We start from the raw sequence: 18,713 nt of genomic DNA, 5'->3' as shown, positions 1-18,713 counted from the left end.
AGAGCCATGTTGTATCCCGATCTCAAGGGTAAAACCGCTCTGATCACCGGCGCCGGACGCCCCACGGGCATTGGCTTCAGTATTGCCCGCAGCCTGGCGGCCAGCGGGATGGACTGCATCCTGGCCGATCTGCCCGGCGACGAGACGGGAGACAGCCTGCACGGCTGCGTCGCGGCCCTGCGCCGAGAGTGCGGGACGCGGGCCTGGCCCCTTGAACTGGACCTCAGCGCGCCGGACGGGCCGCTGTGCGTAGAGCAATCCGTGGACCGGGTTCGCCGCCTGGCCCCGGGGCTGCGCGTCCTGGTCAACAACGCGGGCGTCATGCCGCCCCCGGCCCCGCTGGGCGAAGCGGAGCCGGAGCGCTGGCGCGCGGTTATGGAAGTCAACCTCTTCGGGCCCTTCCGCATGGTCCGGGCCTTTCTGCCCCTGCTGGCCGACGGCGGCGTGATCATCAATATGGCCTCGCGCGCGGGCAAGCGCCCTCTGCCGCAGCGCAGCGCCTATTCCGTGAGTAAGGCCGCGCTGATCATGCTGACTAAATGCCTGGCCGTGGAATACGGCCCCAGGGGCCTACGCGCCAACGCCATCTGTCCCGGCCAGATCCTGACCGACCTCAACCGCCGACGTTACGCCCAGGAGGCCTCGGCCCTGAAAATTCCCCCCGAGGAACGCATGCGGCAAATCGCCGGGGATATTCCGTCCTCCAGGCTGGGCTACCCGGAGGACGTGGCCGGCCTGGCCGCCTTCCTGGCCTCCGAGGCTTCGTCCTTCATCACGGGGCAGGCCTTCAACGTCTGCGGCGGCCAGCTTGTGGAAGCGTGATGCGAACCCCATAAAGGAGTCGAACATGAAACGGATTTTCAGTCTGTTCACCGCCCTGTGTCTGGCCGTACTGGCTGTGGGCTTGACCTGTCCGGCGGTCCAGGCCGGGCCGAAGGTCATCAAGATCGCCTTCACCAATTTTCCCGAGCATCCGCAGGGGCAGGCCTTCGCCCTGTTCAAAAAGGAACTGGAAGTCCGCTCCAATGGCGCATTCAAGGTGGAGCTCATCGGCTCCGGCAAATTCGGCAATCCGGAATCCATCGTCCAGGGCCTGCAAATGGGCGTATTGCAGATCGGAGCGGAATCCACCAGCAATTTCTCGGTCTTTGATCCGCGCCTGATGCTTTTTGACATGCCCTACCTGATCCCCAGCTACAAAGCGGCGGACCTGATCCTGGACGGTCCCATCGGCAAGACGCTGGCCGCCGGTCTGGAAAAGAACGGCTGTCTGGGCCTGGGCTACATGGAGCTGGGTTTCCGACAGGTCTTCAGCATCCGACCTGTGCGCTCCCTGGCCAACAACAAAGGCCTGAAAATCCGCGCCACCCCCTCCAAGGCCCATATCGCCATCCTGCGCTCCCTGGGCATGAGTCCCACGCCCATGGCCTGGGGCGAGGTCTACACGGCCCTGCAGCAGAAAACCATTGACGGCATTGACGTGGACCTCAACTTGGGCTGGTTCTGGCGCTTTCCGGAAATCACCCGCTACCTGACCCTCAGCCGCCATTTTTACACTCCGCATCTGGTGCTGATCTCCAAACGTTTCTGGAAAAGCCTTTCCGCCGGGGAACAGGCCCTGATCAAAACGGTCATGGATGAAGCCATTGCCTTTGAGCGGGCCAGAAGCCGCGCCAATGAGCACGATTTTATCGTGCGCCTGAAGAGCGAGCAGGGCATGGAGATTATCGAGCTGCCCCCGCAGGAACTGCGCCGCTGGATGGACGCCGCCCACCCCGTGCCCCTGGAATTCCGCAAGGCCGTGCCCGCTGAACTGGTGCAAAGCGTCATCACGACCATCAGGAACGCGGGCCTCTACCCGCCGGAACTGCAACCCGCCGATTATCAATAAAAAATGAACGACCGGGGCGGCCCCGCCCGCGCGACGGGGCCGCCTTCCCGGAGGACGCCATGCCGAAATTCCACGCCGGACTGGAAGGCTGCGCGGCCGTAGCCGCCCTGGTGGTCATGTTCCTCTGCATCGCCGTGCAGGTCTTTTTCCGCTATGCGCTGGACCATGCCCTGGAATGGCCCGAGGAAGTGGCCCGCTACGCCTTTATCTGCGCCGTTTTTCTAGGCGCGAGCCTCGCCGCCCAAGAAGGCCGTCATCTGGAAATCAGCGTCTGCAAGTACAGCTTCGGGCCGCGCGTGCAGTTCGCGCTGACCATCGTTTCCGCAGCGTTCACCCTGCTGTTCTGCGCCGTTATGACGGTCTGGGGTGCGCAAATGGTCCTCTTTGTGGCCCAATCCGAGCAGGTGGCCGCCTCCATGAGCATGCCCATGTACGTACTCTATCTGGCGGTTCCCCTGGGCATGACCTGTATGTTCCTGCGCACGGTGAAGCACACGATGGCGGCGTTGCGCGGGCTACGTGGCCGAAACGCCGGAAACACCGCCGGAAAGTTCGACAAAAAAGACGTCATGACCGAGATGTCCAATTCCTGGTGACGCTTTCCCCTTTTTCGCATCCGCTGTGAGGGCCCTATGGAACTCCCTATCATTCTGACGGCCGCGACCATTGTTCTGTTGCTGATCCTGAGCGTGCCCATTGCCGCTGCCCTGGGACTCGGCGTCATGGTTGGCATGATCGCGGGCGATCTGCCGCCGGAATTCATGATGCAAAAGGTTTTTTCCTCCCTGGACAGTTTTCCGCTGCTGGCCGTGCCCCTGTTCATTCTGGCCGGGGAAATCATGCAGAAAGGCAGCATGGCCGACGCGCTGCTGCGCGTCTCCCGCTGCCTAGTGGGACACATCACCGGCGGCATGGCCCACGTGAGCATTCTGACCTGCATGTTCTACGGTGCGCTGTCCGGCTCCAGCCCGGCCACAGTGGCCGCCGTGGGCGGCATCATGATCCCGGCCATGGAAAAGGAGGGTTACCCGTGCGATTTTTCCGCCGCCGTGAACACCTCAGCGGGCTGCCTGGGCGTGATGATCCCGCCCAGCGTGCCCCTGATCATCTACGGCACCACCGTGGGCGTATCGGTGAGCGACCTGTTCATCGCGGGCATTCTGCCGGGTATTTTCGTGGGCCTGGTTCTGATGCTCACGGCCTGGATTCTGGTACGGCGGCGCGGCATCAACGTGGTCACCCGCAAGGCCGCGCGGCGCGAAACTCTGCGCGCCGCGTGGGAAGCCAAGCACGCCCTGCTGGTGCCGGTCATCGTGCTGGGCGGCATTTACGGCGGCATCTTCACGCCCACCGAAGCCGGGGCCGTGGCCGTGCTCTATGCCTTTACGGTGGAAGGCCTGCTGCTACGCGCCCTGACCTGGGACAAAACCTGGCGGATACTCAAGGACGCGACCGTCACCAACGCCTCTATTTTCATCATCATGTGCGTGGCCTGCGCCCTGGGCCAGCTACTGCTGATCTATAACGTGCCGGACGCGGTGAGCGGCCTGCTGACCGGTGTGGCGCACAACAAGTATCTGCTGCTGACCGTGATCATCGCCATCATGCTCATTGCCGGAACATTCATGGAGGCCCTGGCGAACATCATCATTCTGGCCCCGCTGATGTTCCCGGTCATCAAAAGCGCGGGCATTGATCCGGTGCATTTCGGCATCGTGCTGATCACTTCGGCGGCCCTGGGTTTTCTGACTCCGCCGGTGGGCGTGAACCTCTTCGTGGCCTGTGGCATCAGTAAGATGAGCATTGAAAAACTCAGCCTGGCCGTACTGCCCTTTCTGTTGGCCATGCTTCTGGCGCTGGCCGTGCTGGCGGTCGTGCCGAAACTCTCTCTGCTGCTCCTGAACTAAAAAACGCCCCGCCGCCGGAAAAAACTCCGGCGGCGGGGCGCAACAGGCCGAACGGAAACGCTTGGCTTAGCCCCAGGCCTTGGTGATCAGGTCGTGCAGTTTCACCGAGAGGGCCTTGAGGTCCGGCTTGGTGTACTGGGCGTCCGCGCCCACGCTGGCGCATTTGCGAGCCAGGCTTTCATTGATCATGGAAGAGAAGATGGCCACAGGCACCCGCTTCAGCACCGGGTCTTCCTTGATCCGCTTGCAGAGGGCCAAGCCGTCCATGGAAGGCATTTCAATATCGCTGATGATGCCCTGTACGTAGGAGGAAATGGGCTTGCCCTCCTCCTCGCTGCGGGCACGTATCTCCTGCAGGTAATCCCAGGCCTCCTGGCCGTTGACGCGCTGCGTCAGGTTGAAGCGGCCCTCCTTGGAGAGCAGCTCCAGCACCAGGGAACGGATGCTGCTGGAATCGTCCACATGCAGGACATTGTAGGTTTTGCCGTCGGTGTCCGCGGCCGTGCCGTCAAAGCTGATGGCCATGGCCGGATGCAACTCGGCCACGATAGCCTCCAGGTCCAGCAGGAAGATGACCCGCTCCTCCAGACGCACCACGCCGGTCACCGAACTGCGGCTGACGTTCTGCAAAAAATTGCCCGGCGCTTCCACATCCGTCCAGCTCAGGCGGTAGATGCGGTTGACGCCCGAGACCAGAAAGCCCGTGCAGACCGTGTTGAACTCGGTGACGATGACTTTGGCGTCTTCGTTGGTGATGGGACCGCTGCCCAGAAACTGGGCCATGTCAATGAGAGGCACGATGCGGCCGTTACGGTGGGGAAAGGCCCCCAGCAGGGCTTTATGGCGCATTTCCGGCATGGCGGTGACTGTCTGCCGCCGCCCGATTTCCACCACTTTGGCCACATTCAGGCCGTAATGGGCTTCGTAGCCGTCCTGATTGACGTAAAACTCCACGATTTCCAGCTCATTGGTGCCGGTTTCCAGCAAAATATTGGTCTGCGCCATAGCTGCTCCATGTGCGGGGGACGCCGCGCGGATGAGTAATCGCGACAGGGATGCCGCGTCTGAATGTTTTACATTTCGAAGGTCAGGCGCGACCGCGTTCGCGCCGCCGCCGATAAATAAAAACAGGAATCATGCCGTTTTTATTTGAAAATCGCATAAAAGCATTCCGGATGCCGCTCCGGCGGGAAAAACATCCGGCGCGCCTGCCTGTACCGTTGAGTTTTCTTATCGGCCGGTCGCCGGAAAAGATTAGCGGCGGACCGGCAAAGAAGCCGGACCGCCGCCCGCATGTCTGTAACAACTCAATCCTGATTCCGGAACAGGGCCGTGGACATATAGCGCTCGCCGGTATCGCAGGCAAAGGTGACGATGTTCCTGTCCCGCATTTCGGGCCGGGCCGCCACGTCCAGCGCGGCCAGCACGTTGGCCCCGGTGGAGATGCCCGTACAGACGCCCTCAACGCGCATGAGCTTGCGGGCCGTGGCGATGGCCGCCTGCCCGTCGACCGGAATGATCTCGTCCAGCAGGGAGCGGTCCAGAATTTCCGGCACGAAACCCGCCCCGATGCCCTGGATCAGATGCGCCCCGGGTTTGCCGCCGGAGAGCACGGGCGAATCCTTGGGTTCCACGGCCATAACCCTGAAGCCGGGGAGATTCTCTTTCAGGAAACGGCCCGCGCCGGTGATGGACGAGCCCGAACCCACGCCGGCCACCAGGACGTCCATTTTCCCGACGCTGTCCTTGTAAATTTCCGGCCCGGTGCTCTGATAGTGGGCCTCCACGGCCTCGGGATTGGTGAACTGGCCCAGGATAAGCCCGCCGGTGGCCTCGGCGATGCGCCGCGCCTCCTGCACGGCCCCGCCCATGCCCTTGTCCGCGGGCGTGAGTCTGAGTTCCGCGCCCAGAGCCTTGAGTAAATTGCGGCGCTCCAGACTCATGGATTCGGGCATGGCCAGCACGCAGCGCAGGCCGCGCACGGCGGCCACCAGGGCCATGCCGATGCCCATATTGCCGCTGGTGGCCTCCACCAGCACGCCGCCGGGCTTCAGTTCGCCCCGCGACAGAGCGCGTTCAATCATATGAAAAGCCACGCGGTCCTTGATGGAGCCGCCGGGATTGCGGTTTTCCAGCTTCAGCCAGACCGTGCCCGGCAGGTCGCGGGAGAGGTCAAGGCGGAGCAGGGGCGTATTGCCGATAGTCTGCAAAACAGTGGTCAACATAACTGTGTGCCTCACGTGTGCGCTTGAATAAATCCGGCTCCGGAAGCGTCGCCGGCATTTACTTTTTACATATTTTACTTAGATATAAGGTAGAGGAAAGCGTGCCGCTTGGCAAATAGTTCCGCCGCCCTCTTGACAGTTGTGACGACTCGCCGTAAAGAAAGCGTCCCATTGGCGCGGAGCCGGGCGTTGCCCGGCAACAAGCCTTTGATTTTATGGAGGAAATGTCATGAAATTTGTACAGTTGGTGCCGCTTCTTCTGGCCCTGGCTCTTTGTCTCGCCGGCGGCGTGGCGCACGCCAAAGTCGATACCGTGGCTTTGTATACCGAAGCCGTGATGACCGGCGACGTATCGGCCCTGGAAAAACTGCTGGCGCCCAACTACTGGCACGTCAGCTCCAACGGCCATATCCAGGACAAGGAAAACTTCATCACCAGCATTAAAAACAAGGATCTGGTCGTGGACCGCCTGACGCTCACCAATGTGCGCGAAACGAAGGTCGGCAATACCAGATTGCTCACGGCCAACGGCTACTTCAAGGGAACGGCCGTGCCGGCTCTGCCGCAGGGCCTGATGCGCTTCACCATGGTGCTTGCCAACAATAACGGCAAGGAGCAGGTGGCGCTCTTCCAGGCCACGCCCGTGGAACCCAGCGACGACTGCAAGGACGGCAACTGCAGGATCAAGTAAGACCGCTTGCCGCTGAAACACTACGGTCCGCCGCTGCCTTCCGGCAACGGCGGACTTTCGCATGATGGCAAACCCCGCTTCGCGGCGTTTGCGCCGCCGTCGGCTCGTTTCCAAGAAAACTCGCCGGGCGGAAAAGCACGAAAATCAGTCGCTTAGCGGCGCAGCAAAGCTGCGACCTGCTTCTGATTTTCGGGGCTGCCGACCTTGTCAACAGCCTCGTCCGCCGCTGCCTTCCGGCAACGGCGGACTTTTTGTTTCTCACGCAACCGGTGGCGCTCAAGCCGTCACAAGAGTTTTAAAAGACTCCCGGCAAGCCATGATCCCGCAATGCCGCATCGCAGGAACCGATATGATAGTCGGTGTGCGAGGCCAGCATGACCAGCGTCGCCGCATACGACGTCTCACGACCCAGTTTGGCGCTCAGCGCGGTATTGGTTCCGGCCAGGTCCGCGTCCTCAAGCCCGGCGATCCAGGCGTCCACGCGGGTTTTGACCGCGGCCGCGTATTCCCGCAGGGCCGCCTTGCCCAGCGCCGGGGCGCCCTGGGTTTTGAGCATCAGCACGTCCATGTCGCAGGGCGCGGGCAACAGCGGATCCTTTTCGCCGAGCACGAAGAAATCCAGCACCATGACCGCATGCGCGATCTGCTGCCAGACGGGCCAGCCGCCGTTCTTCTCTGCCCAGATTTCGTCCGGACAGGCGTCCACATAAGCATTCAGCAAGCCCCAGGCATGCAGAAAAGGTCCCTGGGCCGCCGTCACGATTTCGCGCGCCATACGCGCCTCCTTCTGTTTCCGGAACGGATCCGTTTTGAAACCGTTCCCGGTTTCAAAACATGCGCCGCCCCCACTCTAAGGCGGGAGCACGGTCCATCCGCGCTCCCATCCGCAGCGCTTGCTTGACCAGCGAGCGGCTGAAGAGATCCGGCGGGCAGCCTTCGGCCGCTCACGCCGCCAGAGCGGCCCACACATGTGGAACAGCTCTATTCAAAGCGGCTCGCGCCGGTGATCAGCACCATGTCCACAGGCACGTTTTCATGCATGCCCATGCTCTTGGTCTTGACCTTGGCGATCTTGTCCACCACATCCATGCCTTCAGTGACTTTGCCGAACACGCAGTAGCCCCAGCCGTCCAGGTCGGGCCGGCTGTGATCCAGGAAGTCGTTGTCCACCAGATTGATGAAAAACTGGGCCGTGGCGCTGTGCGGATCACGGGTGCGGGCCATGGCGACGGCGCCGCGCTCGTTTTTCAGGCCGTTGTCGGCCTCGTTCTCCACAGCCTCACGGGTGGCCTTTTCGTCCATGCGCGCGCCCAGACCGCCGCCCTGGATCATGAAGCCGGGGATCACACGGTGGAAGATGGTATTTTCATAAAAGCCGTCGTCCACATACTGCAAAAAGTTGGCGACGGTTTTGGGGGCCTTGTCCTGGAAAAGTTCGATCAGAATATCGCCGGACGAAGTTTCCAGCAACACGGTGGGATTAGCCATGCCTGCTCCTTAAAAATAGGGAATATTCCGGCCCGGCGCGGGCCGTGTCTGAAATATAGGCCAGGCCGGGCCGGATGACAATGCCGGGAGCGGGGTATACACTGCGGCCCATGCCCAGAACAGCAAAATCCTCCATGCGGGGCGGCAAAACGCCGTCCCGGGCCGTACCGGCAACCCTGCCCGGCCTTGCGTCCGCGTCCTCCGCATCCGCCCCGCCCCGCCATCTGCCGCCCGAGGCGCATCTGCCGCAGTTGCAGCAGGCGCTGCTGGCCTGGTTCGCGGCGCACCAGCGGCCCCTGCCCTGGCGCGTCAACTACACGCCCTATGAGGTCTGGATTTCCGAGGTCATGCTCCAGCAGACCCAGATGGAGCGCGGCGTGAGCTATTTCACACGCTGGATGGCCCGCTTTCCGGACGTGGCCGCGCTGGCCGCCGCCTCCGAGGAGGAAGTGCTGCGCCTCTGGGAAGGTCTGGGCTATTATTCACGCGCCCGCCACGTGCTGGCCGCCGCCCGGCGGATCATGGACAGGCATGGAGGCGTTTTTCCCGCCGCACTGGAGGACATCCGCGCACTGCCCGGCGTGGGACCATATACGGCCGGGGCCATCGCCAGCATCGCCTTCGGCGAAAAACTGCCCTGCGTGGACGCCAATGTGGAACGGGTGGTGGCCCGCGTCTTTGATCTGGATACGCCGGTCAAGCAGGAACCGGCGGCCTCGGCCGTGCGGGCCTGGGCTCTGCGCCTGGTGCCCGAGGGCAAGGCCCGCGAGCACAATCAGGCCATGATGGAGCTGGGGGCGCTGGTTTGCGGCAAAAAACCGCGTTGCGGGGCCTGCCCTCTGGCCGCCTTCTGCATCAGCCTGCATCTGGGCATTGTGGATCAGCGTCCGGTGCCCGGCAAGCGAACCCCCATCACGCCCATTGAAGTGGTTACGGGCGTGCTGCGCCGCAAGGACCGGATTTTCGTGCAGAAGCGCCTGGCCTCCGGCGTCTGGGGCAATCTCTGGGAATTCCCCGGCGGGCGGGTGGAGCCGGGTGAAAGCCCGGAAGCCGCCGTCGTGCGCGAATTTGAAGAAGAAACCGGCTTTGCCGTGGCGGTGGACAGCAAATACGGCATCATCCGCCACGGCTACACCACCTATAAAATCACCCTGCACTGCTTCGCCCTCAGCCTGGCGGGCGCGGACGGCGATTTGGAGGAAGCTCCGGACCCGCCGGTGCTCACGGCGGCCAGCGCCTGGCGCTGGGCCCCGCCCCGGGAGTTGGAAGATCTGGCCATGCCCGCGGCCCACCGCAAGCTGGCGGACCGGATTTTCGCCGCCGACGCTCCACGGCGTCTGCCGGGCGCGTAAGCCCGACGGGCGGCCGGCTTATTCCTTGAGCCGGGCCATCAGCTCTTCCAGAGTGCCGGTCAGTTCCACCAGCCGGGCCATTTCCTCGTGGGCCTCGCGCATGGACTGCGCCGTGTCGGCTGCCACGCCGTTGACTTCCGCAATGGAGCGGTTGATCTCCTCGCTGGCCGCGGACTGCTGTTCGCTGGCCGCCGCAATGGCGCTGACCTGACCGGCCGTGTTTTCCACGGTGCTGACGATTTCTTCCAGAGCCTGGCCGGACTGCCCCGCCAGATCCGTGGCCTGTTCGATCTGGCTCACGGCGTTGTCCACGGAGTCCATGCTCTTGGCCGTGCTTTCCTGAATGGCCTTGATGGCTTCGCCCACGTCATGGGTGGACGTCATGGTTTTTTCGGCCAGATTGCGCACCTCGTCGGCCACCACCGCGAAGCCGCGTCCGGCGTCGCCGGCGCGCGCCGCCTCAATGGCCGCATTCAGCGCCAGCAGATTGGTCTGGTCCGCGATGTCGGAAATCACGCCCATGATCCGGCTGATGGCCCGGGCGTGCTCATCCAGCTGGCCCATGTCCTGCCTGAGCGCCAGGGAAACCTCGTGCACCCGTTTGATGCTGCGCACGGCCTTTTCCACCACCTGCGCGCCCGCTTCGGCTTTTTCCCTGGTCAACGCGGACGCGCCCGAGGCGGCCTCGGCGTTTCTGGCCACTTCCTGCACCGTGGCGTTCATTTCATTCATGGCCGCGGCCGCTTCGGACAGGCGTTCGGCGGACATGGCCGCGCCGCTGTCCGACTGCTGAATACCGCGCGACAGGCCGCCGGAAATGCCGGAAAGCCTGCCCACCGCCTCTTCCAGCGACTGCGCCGCCACGGCCATGCGCTCATTCTTGTCCGTAATGGCCCGCTCGGCCTGTTTCAGGGCTGTCATGTCCACATAGAGACAGAGCCCGCCGATGCAGGTCTTGTCCTCGTCGTAAATGGGAAAGATATTGGCCAGCACATTGATGCCCCGGCCCCGGTGGCCGGTGATGACGAGATCCAGGTTGCGGAAATATTCGCCGTTGCGGATGCTCTTGCCCACCGCTGTTTCGCGCTTGGGATCATTATAAAAAAGCTCCGCCAGGGTCTTGCCCAGGCAGGATTCCACGCTGTCGTCGATTTCCAGCATGTCCAGGCAGGCCTGGTTGGTGCTGGTGGTGCGCTCCTGCGTGTCCACCAGCAGGTAGGGCATGGGCAGCCCCTGAAACACGCCGCGCGACAGGCCGCGTTCAAATTTCAGCGCGCCCAGCGCCGCGTCCAGGGCCGCCTGGATGCCGGGCAGGTCTCTGTCCAAAGAGGGCCGGGCCGCCGTCAGCCGTCCCTCGGCCAGATCGCGCAAGCCTTGCTCCACCGCCGTCAACGGACGCAGAAAAATAAAACGCGCTGCCAAGCCCAGGCCGCAGGCTGTAAATACGGCCGCCGCCACAGCCCCTACCAGCGCAGCGCCGCCCTGACCGCCGGAGAAAGCCGCCGTCACGGCCCAGGCCAAAACCGCAGCAGCCACAGTCGCAAGAATGCAACTCGCCGAAAATTTTCGAAAAAGCCCCATATTTCCTCCCTGGTTCCCGGACACGCGCAACCCAAACTTCCCACTTGCACGAGTCTTAACGACTGATATCGGATTTCTTTTAGGCCCTCCATAGCTGAAAAGCTTTATTTTACTGTTTTATCTCTGAAAATCAGCGGCAAACATCAGACCGGCCCGACACGCGCGAGACGGAAGAAGCATTTTCACGCGTACGATCCGGAATAAAAGCAGGCGGCTTTTTATTTGGATCGCAATCAGATTCGCCGCTTGACAACATTTGCAGCCTGAGTTAAGTCAACCGAATTCAAGATGGTTTGCGTTCCGGCGCGAACCGTCACATCCTGATGCAGGACGTATGTTCACAACGGGGTGGCCTGAATAGGCCCCCTTTTTTTTGTCCCCACGACGGGATGCGGACCAGTCAGAACCCCGCGTCGTCGTTGCTTTTTTAAGGAAATTATGAGCGAAGCCGCCCTCAAAGAAACCGTCATCCGCCTGGCCGAACCCGTGGTCCGCGCTCTGGGCCTGGTCATCTGGGGCGTGGAAGTGGCCCAGAGCGGCCGCATGGCGGTGCGTCTCTTTGTGGACGTGCCTGCGTGCGGGCCTGAAGATCCCACCCAGGCCGTCACTCCCGGCGGAGAAAAGATCGAAAGCCCCGCCTCGGCCAGCATCGGCCAGTGCGAGGAAATTTCCCGCCATTTGGGGCTGGCCCTGGAGGTGGAGGACGCCGTGCCCTCGGCCTACGTGCTGGAAGTGTCCACGCCGGGCCTCACGCGTCTTTTTTTCAGCCTGGAGCAGATGCGTCCCTATCTGGGCGACGTGGTGGAGGCGCGGCTGCACGCGCCTCTCGCGCCCGAAGGCGGCGCGGAGTCCGGGGCGGCCCCCCGCCGTCTCTGGCGCGGCAGACTCGCCGCCGTGGAGGCGGACGCCTTTGTGCTGGAGCCCGTCGTGGTTTCGGCCGAGGGCGAGGTCAGCCCCGAGGCTTTGCCCCCCGTGCGCCTGCCCTGGACGGAAGTGCGCCGGGCCAGCCGCATGTATATTTTCCGTCAGCCGGTCAAGCCAGGGAAAGGGCCAGGAAAGGGACCGGGGAAAAAGCCGGAAAAGGCTCCCGGAAAAGGTTCCCGCAACACTCCCGGCGGGACGTCACCTGAAGCCAAATAGCGATTTTACGCCGCCACGCGCGGCAGCCGGAGGCAGACATGAATCTTGAACTCAAAAAGGCCATTGACCAGATCAGCAAGGACAAGGGCCTTGACCGCGACATGCTCATCGACACGCTGGAAGACGCCGTGCGCACTTCGGTGCTGCGCCGCTTCAGCGAGGATATGGACGTGGAAGTGACCTATAATGACGACACCGGCGACATTGAGGTCTATCAGTTCAAAATCGTGGTGGAAGACGACGACGTGGCCAATGAGGACACCCAGATCGCCCTGGCCGACGCCCGCGAACATGATCCCTCCGTGCAGCTGGACGACGAAATGGGCTTCCGGGTCAAGGTGGAGGATCTGGGGCGCATCGCGGCCCAGTCCGCCAAGCAGGTCATCATCCAGCGCATGCGCGACGCCGAGCAGGAAATTATTTACGAGGAATACAAGGACCGCGTGGGCGAAATCGTCTCCGGCATCATCCAGCGCCGCGACAAGGGCGGCTGGGTGGTCAACCTGGGCCGCACCGAGGCCATTCTGCCCCGCGAGGAGCAGATTCCGCGCGAGCATTACAAACGCGGCGACCGCGTGCAGGCCCTGATCATCGAAGTGCGCAAGGAAGGACGCGGCCCGCAGGTGGTCATCTCCCGCGCGCACCGCGACTACATGGCCGCCCTGTTCCGCCGGGAAGTGCCGGAGGTGGACGACGGCGTGGTGCAGATCATGGGCGTGGCCCGCGATCCCGGTTCCCGCGCCAAGGTGGCCGTGCTCTCGCGCGAGCGGGACGTGGACCCGGTGGGCGCCTGCGTGGGCGTGCGCGGTTCGCGCATCCAGAATATTGTACAGGAACTGCGCGGCGAGCGCATCGATATTGTGGTCTGGAGTCCGGAAATCGCCACCTACGCCCGCAACGCCCTGGCCCCGGCCCTGGTTTCGCGCATCGTGGTGGACGAGGAGGAAAACCTCCTGGAAGTCATCGTGCCCGACGACCAGCTCACCAACGCCATCGGCCGCAAGGGCCAGAACGTCAAGCTGGCCGCGCGCCTGCTGGGCTGGAAGGTCGATATCTTCACCGAAACCCGCTACAACGAGGCCAACGCCATCGGGCACGGCCTGGAGCAGGTGGCCAGCGTGGCGGAAGTTTCCATTGAGGCCCTGCTGGAAGCGGGTTATTCCTCGCTGGACGCGCTGCGTGAAGCCAGCGACGAGGAACTGGCCGACAAGCTGACCATCAGCGCTTCGCGCATTTCGGATCTGCGCTCGGCCATCAACTTCCTGGCTCCGGTGGTGGAAAGCACGCCCGAATCCTCGGCTGTGGAACTGGGCCGGACCGACGACAAGGCGGAAGAGAACGAAGTTCAGACCGGCACTGAGCCTGAAGCTGCGCCGGAGACCATGCCGGAAACCACGGAAGACGCCGGGAGCGCCGATGCCGAAAAATAAGGCCGTCGCGGGATCGGGCGGCGCGGACGGCCGGGAAAGGCCGGAAACACCGCAGGGGCCGGTGCGGATGTGCGTGATCTGCCGCCGCCGCTTCGCCAAGGCCGAGCTGAACCGCCACGTGCTGACAGCGCAGGGAAATTTGAGTATTGACGCGGAAAAAACCAGACCGGGCAGGGGCTGGTATGTGTGTTCCGATCCTGTCTGCGAACAGAAATTCGCCAAATACAGGCCCGGTGCACGGCGCGGCGCGGCCGTCAAACGCGGAACGCGCGGTACGGCTGGCGACAGCCTTGATAAGGGGGGTAAACATGCCTGAAGAAAAAATTAAGATAAAAGATCTCGCCGGAGAGCTCGACGTGCAGTCCAAAGACATGCTGCGCGCTCTGCGTGAGCTTGGCCTGCCGGCCAAGAGTACGGCCGGTTCCGTGTCCGTGGAGGACGCGGCCCGCCTGCGCGGCCATTTCGCCGGACAGAAGCAGGGCGGAGTGGAGCGCACGGAGGTCCAGCCCAATGTCATCGTGCGCCGCCGCCGCAAGGACGCCGAGGCCGCTCCCGCGCCCGAAGCGAAAGCTCCCGAGGCCGAAGCCGCTCCGGCGGCCCGGCCCGAAGCGGAAAGCGCGCCCGCGGTCGCCGAGAGTTCGGCCAAAGCCGAAGGCCCGGCAGCCGAAGCCGACGCGGCGGAAAGCGTCGCGGCCAGGCCTGTCGAACCCAAGGACGCCGACGCGCCCGCGCCGACAGATGCGGAGGCCTCCGCGCCCAAGCCGCAGAAAACCGCCCGCGTGGTGGCCGCCGCGCGCGTCATCAGCCGCCCCGGCGACGAAGCCGCGCGCGCCGCCGAGCCTGTCGCGGCGGCCGAACCTGTGGTTTCGGCCGCCCCCATTACGGAAGAAAACGCGGTCGCTCCCGAGGCCCCGGCCGGCATACCCCCCGCCGACGCCCCGGAAAAAAGCGCCAAAACTTCCCGTCTGGCCCGTCCCGACGCTTCCGCCGTTCCCGAAGGTTCTTCCGCGCCGACCCTGCCCCCGCGCGCGGCCGACCCCCATGCCGAGACCGGGCAGGCGGATGATTCCGCCTCTGACGCGACCGACGCCGCTGAGGCCGCGCCGCGCCGCACTTCCCGCTCCGAACCCGCCGCGCCCCAGGTGCGGATCATTTCGCGTCCCGCGCCCGGTTCGCAGGACAGCCGTCCCGCCGCGCGTCCCGCGTCCGGCTACCGCCCCGGCGGTCCCGGCCGTCCCGGCGAGGGCCCGCGCTCGCCCCGTCCCGGAGCTCCGGCCAGGCCCGGCGCTCCCGGCAGACCGGCGGGTCCCGGCGGCCCCCGTACCGGTGGTCCCGGCAGGCCCGGCGGCTTCGGCCAGCCCGCGCCCGCCCAGCCCACTGAAGGCCGCGACGGTCAGAGCAAGAAAAAGCGCCTCAAGGGCCGCCGTACCGTGGATTTCCAGCAGGGCGATTTCGGCCGCCGCCAGGACGACGACGATTCGCCGCGTCTGAACCGGGGCAAGGGGCGCCGCAAGGGCGGCAAGCCCGTGATGCCCCAGACCACGCAGCCCCTGAAGGCCGCCAAGCGCAAGATCCGCGTCACGGAAGCCATCCGCGTGGCGGACATGGCCCATCAGATGGGCCTCAAGGCCAACGAGATCATCAAGGTGCTCTTCGGTCTGGGCGTGATGGCCACCATCAACCAGTCGCTGGACATCGACACCGCCACTCTGGTGGCCGCCGAATTCGGCTATGAAGTGGAAAAGGCCGGCTTCTCCGAGGACGACTATCTGGTGCCCAAGGATGCCGACGCGCCCGAAACGCTCAAGCCGCGTCCGCCGGTGGTGACCATCATGGGTCACGTGGACCACGGCAAAACCTCGCTGCTGGACGCCATCCGCAAGTCCAACGTGACCAGCGGCGAAGCGGGCGGCATCACCCAGCACATCGGCGCCTATCATGTGAAAAGCAAGCGCGGCGACATCGTCTTTCTGGACACGCCCGGGCACGAGGCCTTCACAGCCATGCGGGCGCGAGGCGCGCAGGTCACGGACCTGGTCATCCTGGTGGTGGCCGCCGACGACGGCGTCATGGAGCAGACCCGCGAGGCCATCAACCACTCGCGCGCGGCCAACGTGCCCATCATGGTGGCCGTGAACAAGATGGACAAGCCCGGCGCCGACCCGGACCGCGTGCTGCGTGAACTGTCCGAGCTGGGCCTGCAGCCCGAAGACTGGGGCGGCGAAACCATTGTGGCCAAGGTTTCGGCCAAGACCCGCGAGGGACTGGACGAACTGCTGGAAATGGTGGCTCTGCAATCGGAAATCATGGAGCTCAAGGCCAACCCGGACAAAGCCGCGCGCGGCCATATCGTGGAAGCCAAACTGGACAAGGGACGCGGCCCCATCGCCACAGTTCTGATCCAGGAAGGCACGCTCAAGCAGGGCGACAACTTCGTCTGCGGACCCTTCTCGGGCCGCGTGCGCGCCCTGACCAGCGACCAGGGCAAAAAAGTCAAGGAAGCCGGGCCGTCCCTGCCTGTGGAAGTACAGGGTTTTGAGGGCGTGCCCGAAGCGGGCGAGGAATTCTTTGTGGTGGCCGACGAAAAGCTGGCCCGCCGCATCGCCGATTCCCGCGCGGCCAAGCAGCGCGAACGCGATCTGGCCTCCGAGTCCAGGGTCACACTGGAAACCTTCCTCTCCCAGCGGGCCTCGGATCAGGAAACCCTGACCCTCAACCTGGTGGTCAAGGCCGACGTGCAGGGCAGCCTGGAAGCCATTACCGAGGCTCTGAACAAGCAGAGCACGGACAAGGTGCGCCTCAACGTGGTGCACGGCGGCACCGGCGCCATCACCGAATCCGATATTCTGCTGGCGTCGGCCTCCAAGGCCATCATCATCGGCTTCAACGTGCGGCCCACGTCCAAGATCAAGGATGTGGCCGAACACGAGAATGTGGACATCCGCTTCTACGACATTATCTACAAGCTGATAGACGACATCAAGAGCGCCATGGCCGGTCTGCTGGCCCCGGTGCAGCGTGAGGTCTATCTGGGCCAGGCCGAGGTGCGCGACACCTTCAGCGTGCCCAAGGTGGGCGTCATCGCCGGTTCCTATGTGGCGGACGGCAAGATCGCCCGCAATGCGGGGGTGCGGCTGCTGCGCGACGGCGTGGTGGTGTACACCGGCAAAATCTCGTCGCTCAAGCGCTTCAAGGATGACGCCAAGGAAGTGGTCAAGGGCAATGAGTGCGGCGTGGGCCTGGAGAACTTCAACGACGTCAAGATAGGCGACATTATCGAAGCCTTCGAGACCGTGGAAGAAGCCGCCACGCTGTAACAGGATTTGACGCCCGCGCGGACGTCGAGGGGGGAGGAGCCGGAGGGGCGAAGTCCCCGGCACTCCCCCCTTTGCATTCCTCTCGTCAACCCGTTGAACCGTATACGGGGGCAGTGTAAAGCGGGATTCGTTCGTGACTTCACATCGCCTCTGGACATTGCCGCCGCGTCGACATGTTACGCACGCAGGGGGAAGAGGTTGCAAGCCCCCCGGCTCCTGCCCGCGCTGGAAGCGGCCCATCGTCAGCGTGACGGAAAACCTTTGCCCGAAGGGCGCAAAAAACATCACGCGGATGACAAACCCATTCACCCACAGCAGGCGCACAATCACCGGCAAAAAAGCAGAATAATCCCTATGCCCATGTTCATGGCGGTCCTGACCGTCGAATTCAGCCTGGACGGCAACGACAATCTCAAGGCCAAGCGCCGCGTCGCCAACAGCCTGAAGCAAAAAACCCGCAACAAATTCAACGTGGCCATCGCCGAGGCCGGCACCGAGGACAGCCTCACCCGCCTGCGTCTCGCCGTGGCCTCCATTTCCAACAGCGAAACCCACCTCCGCAGCCGCATGGACAAATGCGCCCTGATGATGGAAGCGGTCTGCCCCGAGGAAATGGTCGACAGCCAGGTAGAGATTTATGCCGCAGACTGAACTGATTCCAGCGCACTTCCGCGACGGCGCGTGCCGCATGGCCGCCGCCCTGCGGGACGTGGACCGCGTTCTGGTGTCCGGCCATGTCAATCCCGACGGCGACGCCGTGGGTTCCCTGGCCGCGGCCGGGCATATCCTGCGCTCCCTGGGCAAGGAATTCATTCTTTACAGCAGCACCGGCCTGCCGCAGTACCTCCAGTTCTTTCCCCTGCCCGGCACGGTGCACACCAGCCTGGAACATCTGCCCTTCACGCCGCGTTGCGCCCTGCTGCTGGACTGCGGCGAACCCCATCGCCTGGGCCGGGAACTGGCCCAACGCCTGCCCGGTCTCACCAGTCTGAACATCGACCACCACCTGGGCGGGGACGGTATGGGCAGCCTGGCCAACTGGGTGGACCCCGAGGCCGCGGCCACGGCCCAGCTTATGGCATACGTCGCTCTGGCCGCAGGCTTGCCGCTGAAAAACGAACTGGCCTGCGCCGTGGCCCTGGGCATCATCACGGATACGGGCGGCCTCTGCCACGGCAACACCAGCGCGAACATCTTTTCCCTCTGCGCGCGTCTGGTGGAGGACGGCTGCGACCTGACCGGCCTGCGCGAACGCCTCGAAAATACCTGGAGCATGGGTCGCATGCGCCTCTGGGGCAGACTCATGGAACGCGCGCGCCTGGAACGCAACGGCGAAGTGGCCTTCTGCCCGGTGCTCCTGGAGGACCTGCGCCAATGCCGGGCTCTCAAGGAAGATCTGGAAGGCTTTGTGGAACAGCTGCGGCGCCTGGGAGGCGTGCGGGTGGCGGCCCTGCTGCGCGAAGACGCGCCGCAGCTGTGCAAGTTCAGCCTGCGCTCCTACGGCGACACGGACGTGCGCGCCACGGCGGCCGCGCTGGGCGGGGGGGGGCATCTCAACGCGGCGGGCGGCACCCTGCGGCTGAGGTCCGAACAGGCCGCTGAAGTTTTGCTGGCGGCCATCAACGCCCAACTGGCCAAAGAAGACGGTTTATCCGGTGAAACGCGATAACATTTTGACTTCAGATCGCTCT

The 18,713-nt window shown here is 64.0% G+C and carries 17 protein-coding genes; 12 read left to right on the top strand and 5 right to left on the bottom strand.

Annotated elements, in window-relative coordinates; translation table 11 throughout:
• Nucleotides 1-6 precede the first annotated feature (6 nt).
• Genes FYJ44_RS02545 through FYJ44_RS02530 form a run of 4 tightly spaced genes read left to right on the top strand, consistent with a single transcriptional unit; the run spans nucleotide 7 to nucleotide 3,798 of the window.
• Nucleotides 7-822 (top strand): SDR family NAD(P)-dependent oxidoreductase, encoded by an 816-nt coding sequence (locus tag FYJ44_RS02545; protein ID WP_195840933.1) that lies wholly within the window; start codon nucleotides 7-9, stop codon nucleotides 820-822.
• Nucleotides 823-847: 25 nt separating this feature from the next.
• A complete protein-coding gene (locus FYJ44_RS02540; protein ID WP_154508859.1) occupies nucleotides 848-1,891 on the top strand; it encodes a TRAP transporter substrate-binding protein in 1,044 nt (347 codons plus the stop codon).
• A 59-nt stretch (nucleotides 1,892-1,950) separates the two neighbouring features.
• Nucleotides 1,951-2,487, top strand: a complete 537-nt coding sequence (locus FYJ44_RS02535; protein WP_154508857.1) for a TRAP transporter small permease — start codon at nucleotides 1,951-1,953, stop codon at nucleotides 2,485-2,487.
• A 36-nt stretch (nucleotides 2,488-2,523) separates the two neighbouring features.
• Nucleotides 2,524-3,798 (top strand): TRAP transporter large permease, encoded by a 1,275-nt coding sequence (locus FYJ44_RS02530; RefSeq protein ID WP_154508856.1) that lies wholly within the window; start codon nucleotides 2,524-2,526, stop codon nucleotides 3,796-3,798.
• 66 nt (nucleotides 3,799-3,864) lie between these two features.
• Here FYJ44_RS02530 and FYJ44_RS02525 read toward each other — a convergent pair whose 3' ends face one another.
• Both FYJ44_RS02525 and cysK read right to left on the bottom strand, forming a co-directional pair.
• A complete protein-coding gene (locus FYJ44_RS02525) occupies nucleotides 3,865-4,803 on the bottom strand; it encodes a chemotaxis protein (RefSeq protein ID WP_154508854.1) in 939 nt (312 codons plus the stop codon).
• A 302-nt stretch (nucleotides 4,804-5,105) separates the two neighbouring features.
• Complete coding sequence (gene cysK, locus FYJ44_RS02520; RefSeq protein ID WP_154508853.1) at nucleotides 5,106-6,023, bottom strand: cysteine synthase A; 918 nt, start codon at nucleotides 6,021-6,023, stop codon at nucleotides 5,106-5,108.
• A 229-nt stretch (nucleotides 6,024-6,252) separates the two neighbouring features.
• Here cysK and FYJ44_RS02515 point away from each other — a divergent pair, with 229 nt between their 5' ends.
• Nucleotides 6,253-6,714 carry a nuclear transport factor 2 family protein gene (locus tag FYJ44_RS02515; protein ID WP_154508852.1) on the top strand — a complete coding sequence of 154 codons (462 nt, stop codon included), beginning with the start codon at nucleotides 6,253-6,255 and terminating at the stop codon, nucleotides 6,712-6,714.
• A gap of 295 nt (nucleotides 6,715-7,009) precedes the next feature.
• On the opposite strand, the gene FYJ44_RS02510 is transcribed toward FYJ44_RS02515, so the two are convergent.
• The gene (locus FYJ44_RS02510; RefSeq protein ID WP_154508851.1) at nucleotides 7,010-7,489 is read right to left on the bottom strand and encodes a DinB family protein; all 480 of its coding nucleotides are present in this window, start codon (nucleotides 7,487-7,489) and stop codon (nucleotides 7,010-7,012) included.
• A 206-nt stretch (nucleotides 7,490-7,695) separates the two neighbouring features.
• The gene (locus FYJ44_RS02505) at nucleotides 7,696-8,202 is read right to left on the bottom strand and encodes a peptidylprolyl isomerase (protein WP_154508849.1); all 507 of its coding nucleotides are present in this window, start codon (nucleotides 8,200-8,202) and stop codon (nucleotides 7,696-7,698) included.
• Between the two features lie 110 nt (nucleotides 8,203-8,312).
• Here FYJ44_RS02505 and mutY point away from each other — a divergent pair, with 110 nt between their 5' ends.
• Nucleotides 8,313-9,554 carry an A/G-specific adenine glycosylase gene (gene mutY, locus FYJ44_RS02500; protein ID WP_288230412.1) on the top strand — a complete coding sequence of 414 codons (1,242 nt, stop codon included), beginning with the start codon at nucleotides 8,313-8,315 and terminating at the stop codon, nucleotides 9,552-9,554.
• Nucleotides 9,555-9,572: 18 nt separating this feature from the next.
• Here mutY and FYJ44_RS02495 read toward each other — a convergent pair whose 3' ends face one another.
• Complete coding sequence (locus tag FYJ44_RS02495) at nucleotides 9,573-11,135, bottom strand: methyl-accepting chemotaxis protein (protein ID WP_154508847.1); 1,563 nt, start codon at nucleotides 11,133-11,135, stop codon at nucleotides 9,573-9,575.
• Nucleotides 11,136-11,573: 438 nt separating this feature from the next.
• On the opposite strand from FYJ44_RS02495, the gene FYJ44_RS02490 reads away from it, so the two are divergent.
• The 6 genes from FYJ44_RS02490 to FYJ44_RS02465 all read left to right on the top strand — a co-directional run bounded on the left by FYJ44_RS02490 (nucleotide 11,574) and on the right by FYJ44_RS02465 (nucleotide 18,691).
• Entirely contained in the window at nucleotides 11,574-12,275 is a 702-nt protein-coding gene (locus FYJ44_RS02490) for a ribosome maturation factor RimP (RefSeq protein WP_154508845.1), read from the top strand.
• 38 nt (nucleotides 12,276-12,313) lie between these two features.
• Entirely contained in the window at nucleotides 12,314-13,705 is a 1,392-nt protein-coding gene (nusA, locus tag FYJ44_RS02485; protein WP_154508843.1) for a transcription termination factor NusA, read from the top strand.
• Nucleotides 13,692-14,021: a YlxR family protein gene (locus FYJ44_RS02480; RefSeq protein ID WP_154508841.1), complete on the top strand. Its 330-nt coding sequence runs from the start codon at nucleotides 13,692-13,694 to the stop codon at nucleotides 14,019-14,021. Before nusA ends, FYJ44_RS02480 begins: the two co-directional genes overlap by 14 nt.
• Nucleotides 14,014-17,022, top strand: coding sequence for a translation initiation factor IF-2 (gene infB, locus FYJ44_RS02475; protein ID WP_154508839.1), 3,009 nt, complete (start codon nucleotides 14,014-14,016; stop codon nucleotides 17,020-17,022). Before FYJ44_RS02480 ends, infB begins: the two co-directional genes overlap by 8 nt.
• Nucleotides 17,023-17,382: 360 nt before the next feature.
• Nucleotides 17,383-17,673, top strand: coding sequence for a DUF503 domain-containing protein (locus tag FYJ44_RS02470; protein WP_195840941.1), 291 nt, complete (start codon nucleotides 17,383-17,385; stop codon nucleotides 17,671-17,673).
• On the top strand, nucleotides 17,660-18,691 hold the full coding sequence (locus tag FYJ44_RS02465; protein ID WP_154508835.1) for a DHH family phosphoesterase: 1,032 nt from the start codon (nucleotides 17,660-17,662) through the stop codon (nucleotides 18,689-18,691). Before FYJ44_RS02470 ends, FYJ44_RS02465 begins: the two co-directional genes overlap by 14 nt.
• The last annotated feature ends 22 nt before the right edge of the window (nucleotides 18,692-18,713 follow it).

The organism is Desulfovibrio porci, assembly GCF_009696265.1.
Lineage (GTDB): Bacteria > Desulfobacterota > Desulfovibrionia > Desulfovibrionales > Desulfovibrionaceae > Desulfovibrio > Desulfovibrio porci.
This window is presented reverse-complemented; position numbering and strand designations above follow the sequence as displayed.

Bases quoted from the DNA above. Each gene is read 5' to 3' on its own strand.
- FYJ44_RS02515 (WP_154508852.1), top strand. From the start codon at position 6,253: ATGAAATTTGTACAGTTGGTGCCGCTTCTTCTGGCCCTGGCTCTTTGT.
- FYJ44_RS02480 (WP_154508841.1), top strand. From the start codon at position 13,692: ATGCCGAAAAATAAGGCCGTCGCGGGATCGGGCGGCGCGGACGGCCGG.
- nusA (WP_154508843.1), top strand. From the start codon at position 12,314: ATGAATCTTGAACTCAAAAAGGCCATTGACCAGATCAGCAAGGACAAG.
- FYJ44_RS02470 (WP_195840941.1), top strand. From the start codon at position 17,383: ATGTTCATGGCGGTCCTGACCGTCGAATTCAGCCTGGACGGCAACGAC.
- FYJ44_RS02495 (WP_154508847.1), bottom strand. From the start codon at position 11,135: ATGGGGCTTTTTCGAAAATTTTCGGCGAGTTGCATTCTTGCGACTGTG.
- FYJ44_RS02540 (WP_154508859.1), top strand. From the start codon at position 848: ATGAAACGGATTTTCAGTCTGTTCACCGCCCTGTGTCTGGCCGTACTG.
- cysK (WP_154508853.1), bottom strand. From the start codon at position 6,023: ATGTTGACCACTGTTTTGCAGACTATCGGCAATACGCCCCTGCTCCGC.
- FYJ44_RS02465 (WP_154508835.1), top strand. From the start codon at position 17,660: ATGCCGCAGACTGAACTGATTCCAGCGCACTTCCGCGACGGCGCGTGC.
- FYJ44_RS02545 (WP_195840933.1), top strand. From the start codon at position 7: ATGTTGTATCCCGATCTCAAGGGTAAAACCGCTCTGATCACCGGCGCC.
- FYJ44_RS02505 (WP_154508849.1), bottom strand. From the start codon at position 8,202: ATGGCTAATCCCACCGTGTTGCTGGAAACTTCGTCCGGCGATATTCTG.
- infB (WP_154508839.1), top strand. From the start codon at position 14,014: ATGCCTGAAGAAAAAATTAAGATAAAAGATCTCGCCGGAGAGCTCGAC.
- FYJ44_RS02510 (WP_154508851.1), bottom strand. From the start codon at position 7,489: ATGGCGCGCGAAATCGTGACGGCGGCCCAGGGACCTTTTCTGCATGCC.
- FYJ44_RS02490 (WP_154508845.1), top strand. From the start codon at position 11,574: ATGAGCGAAGCCGCCCTCAAAGAAACCGTCATCCGCCTGGCCGAACCC.
- FYJ44_RS02535 (WP_154508857.1), top strand. From the start codon at position 1,951: ATGCCGAAATTCCACGCCGGACTGGAAGGCTGCGCGGCCGTAGCCGCC.
- FYJ44_RS02530 (WP_154508856.1), top strand. From the start codon at position 2,524: ATGGAACTCCCTATCATTCTGACGGCCGCGACCATTGTTCTGTTGCTG.
- mutY (WP_288230412.1), top strand. From the start codon at position 8,313: ATGCCCAGAACAGCAAAATCCTCCATGCGGGGCGGCAAAACGCCGTCC.
- FYJ44_RS02525 (WP_154508854.1), bottom strand. From the start codon at position 4,803: ATGGCGCAGACCAATATTTTGCTGGAAACCGGCACCAATGAGCTGGAA.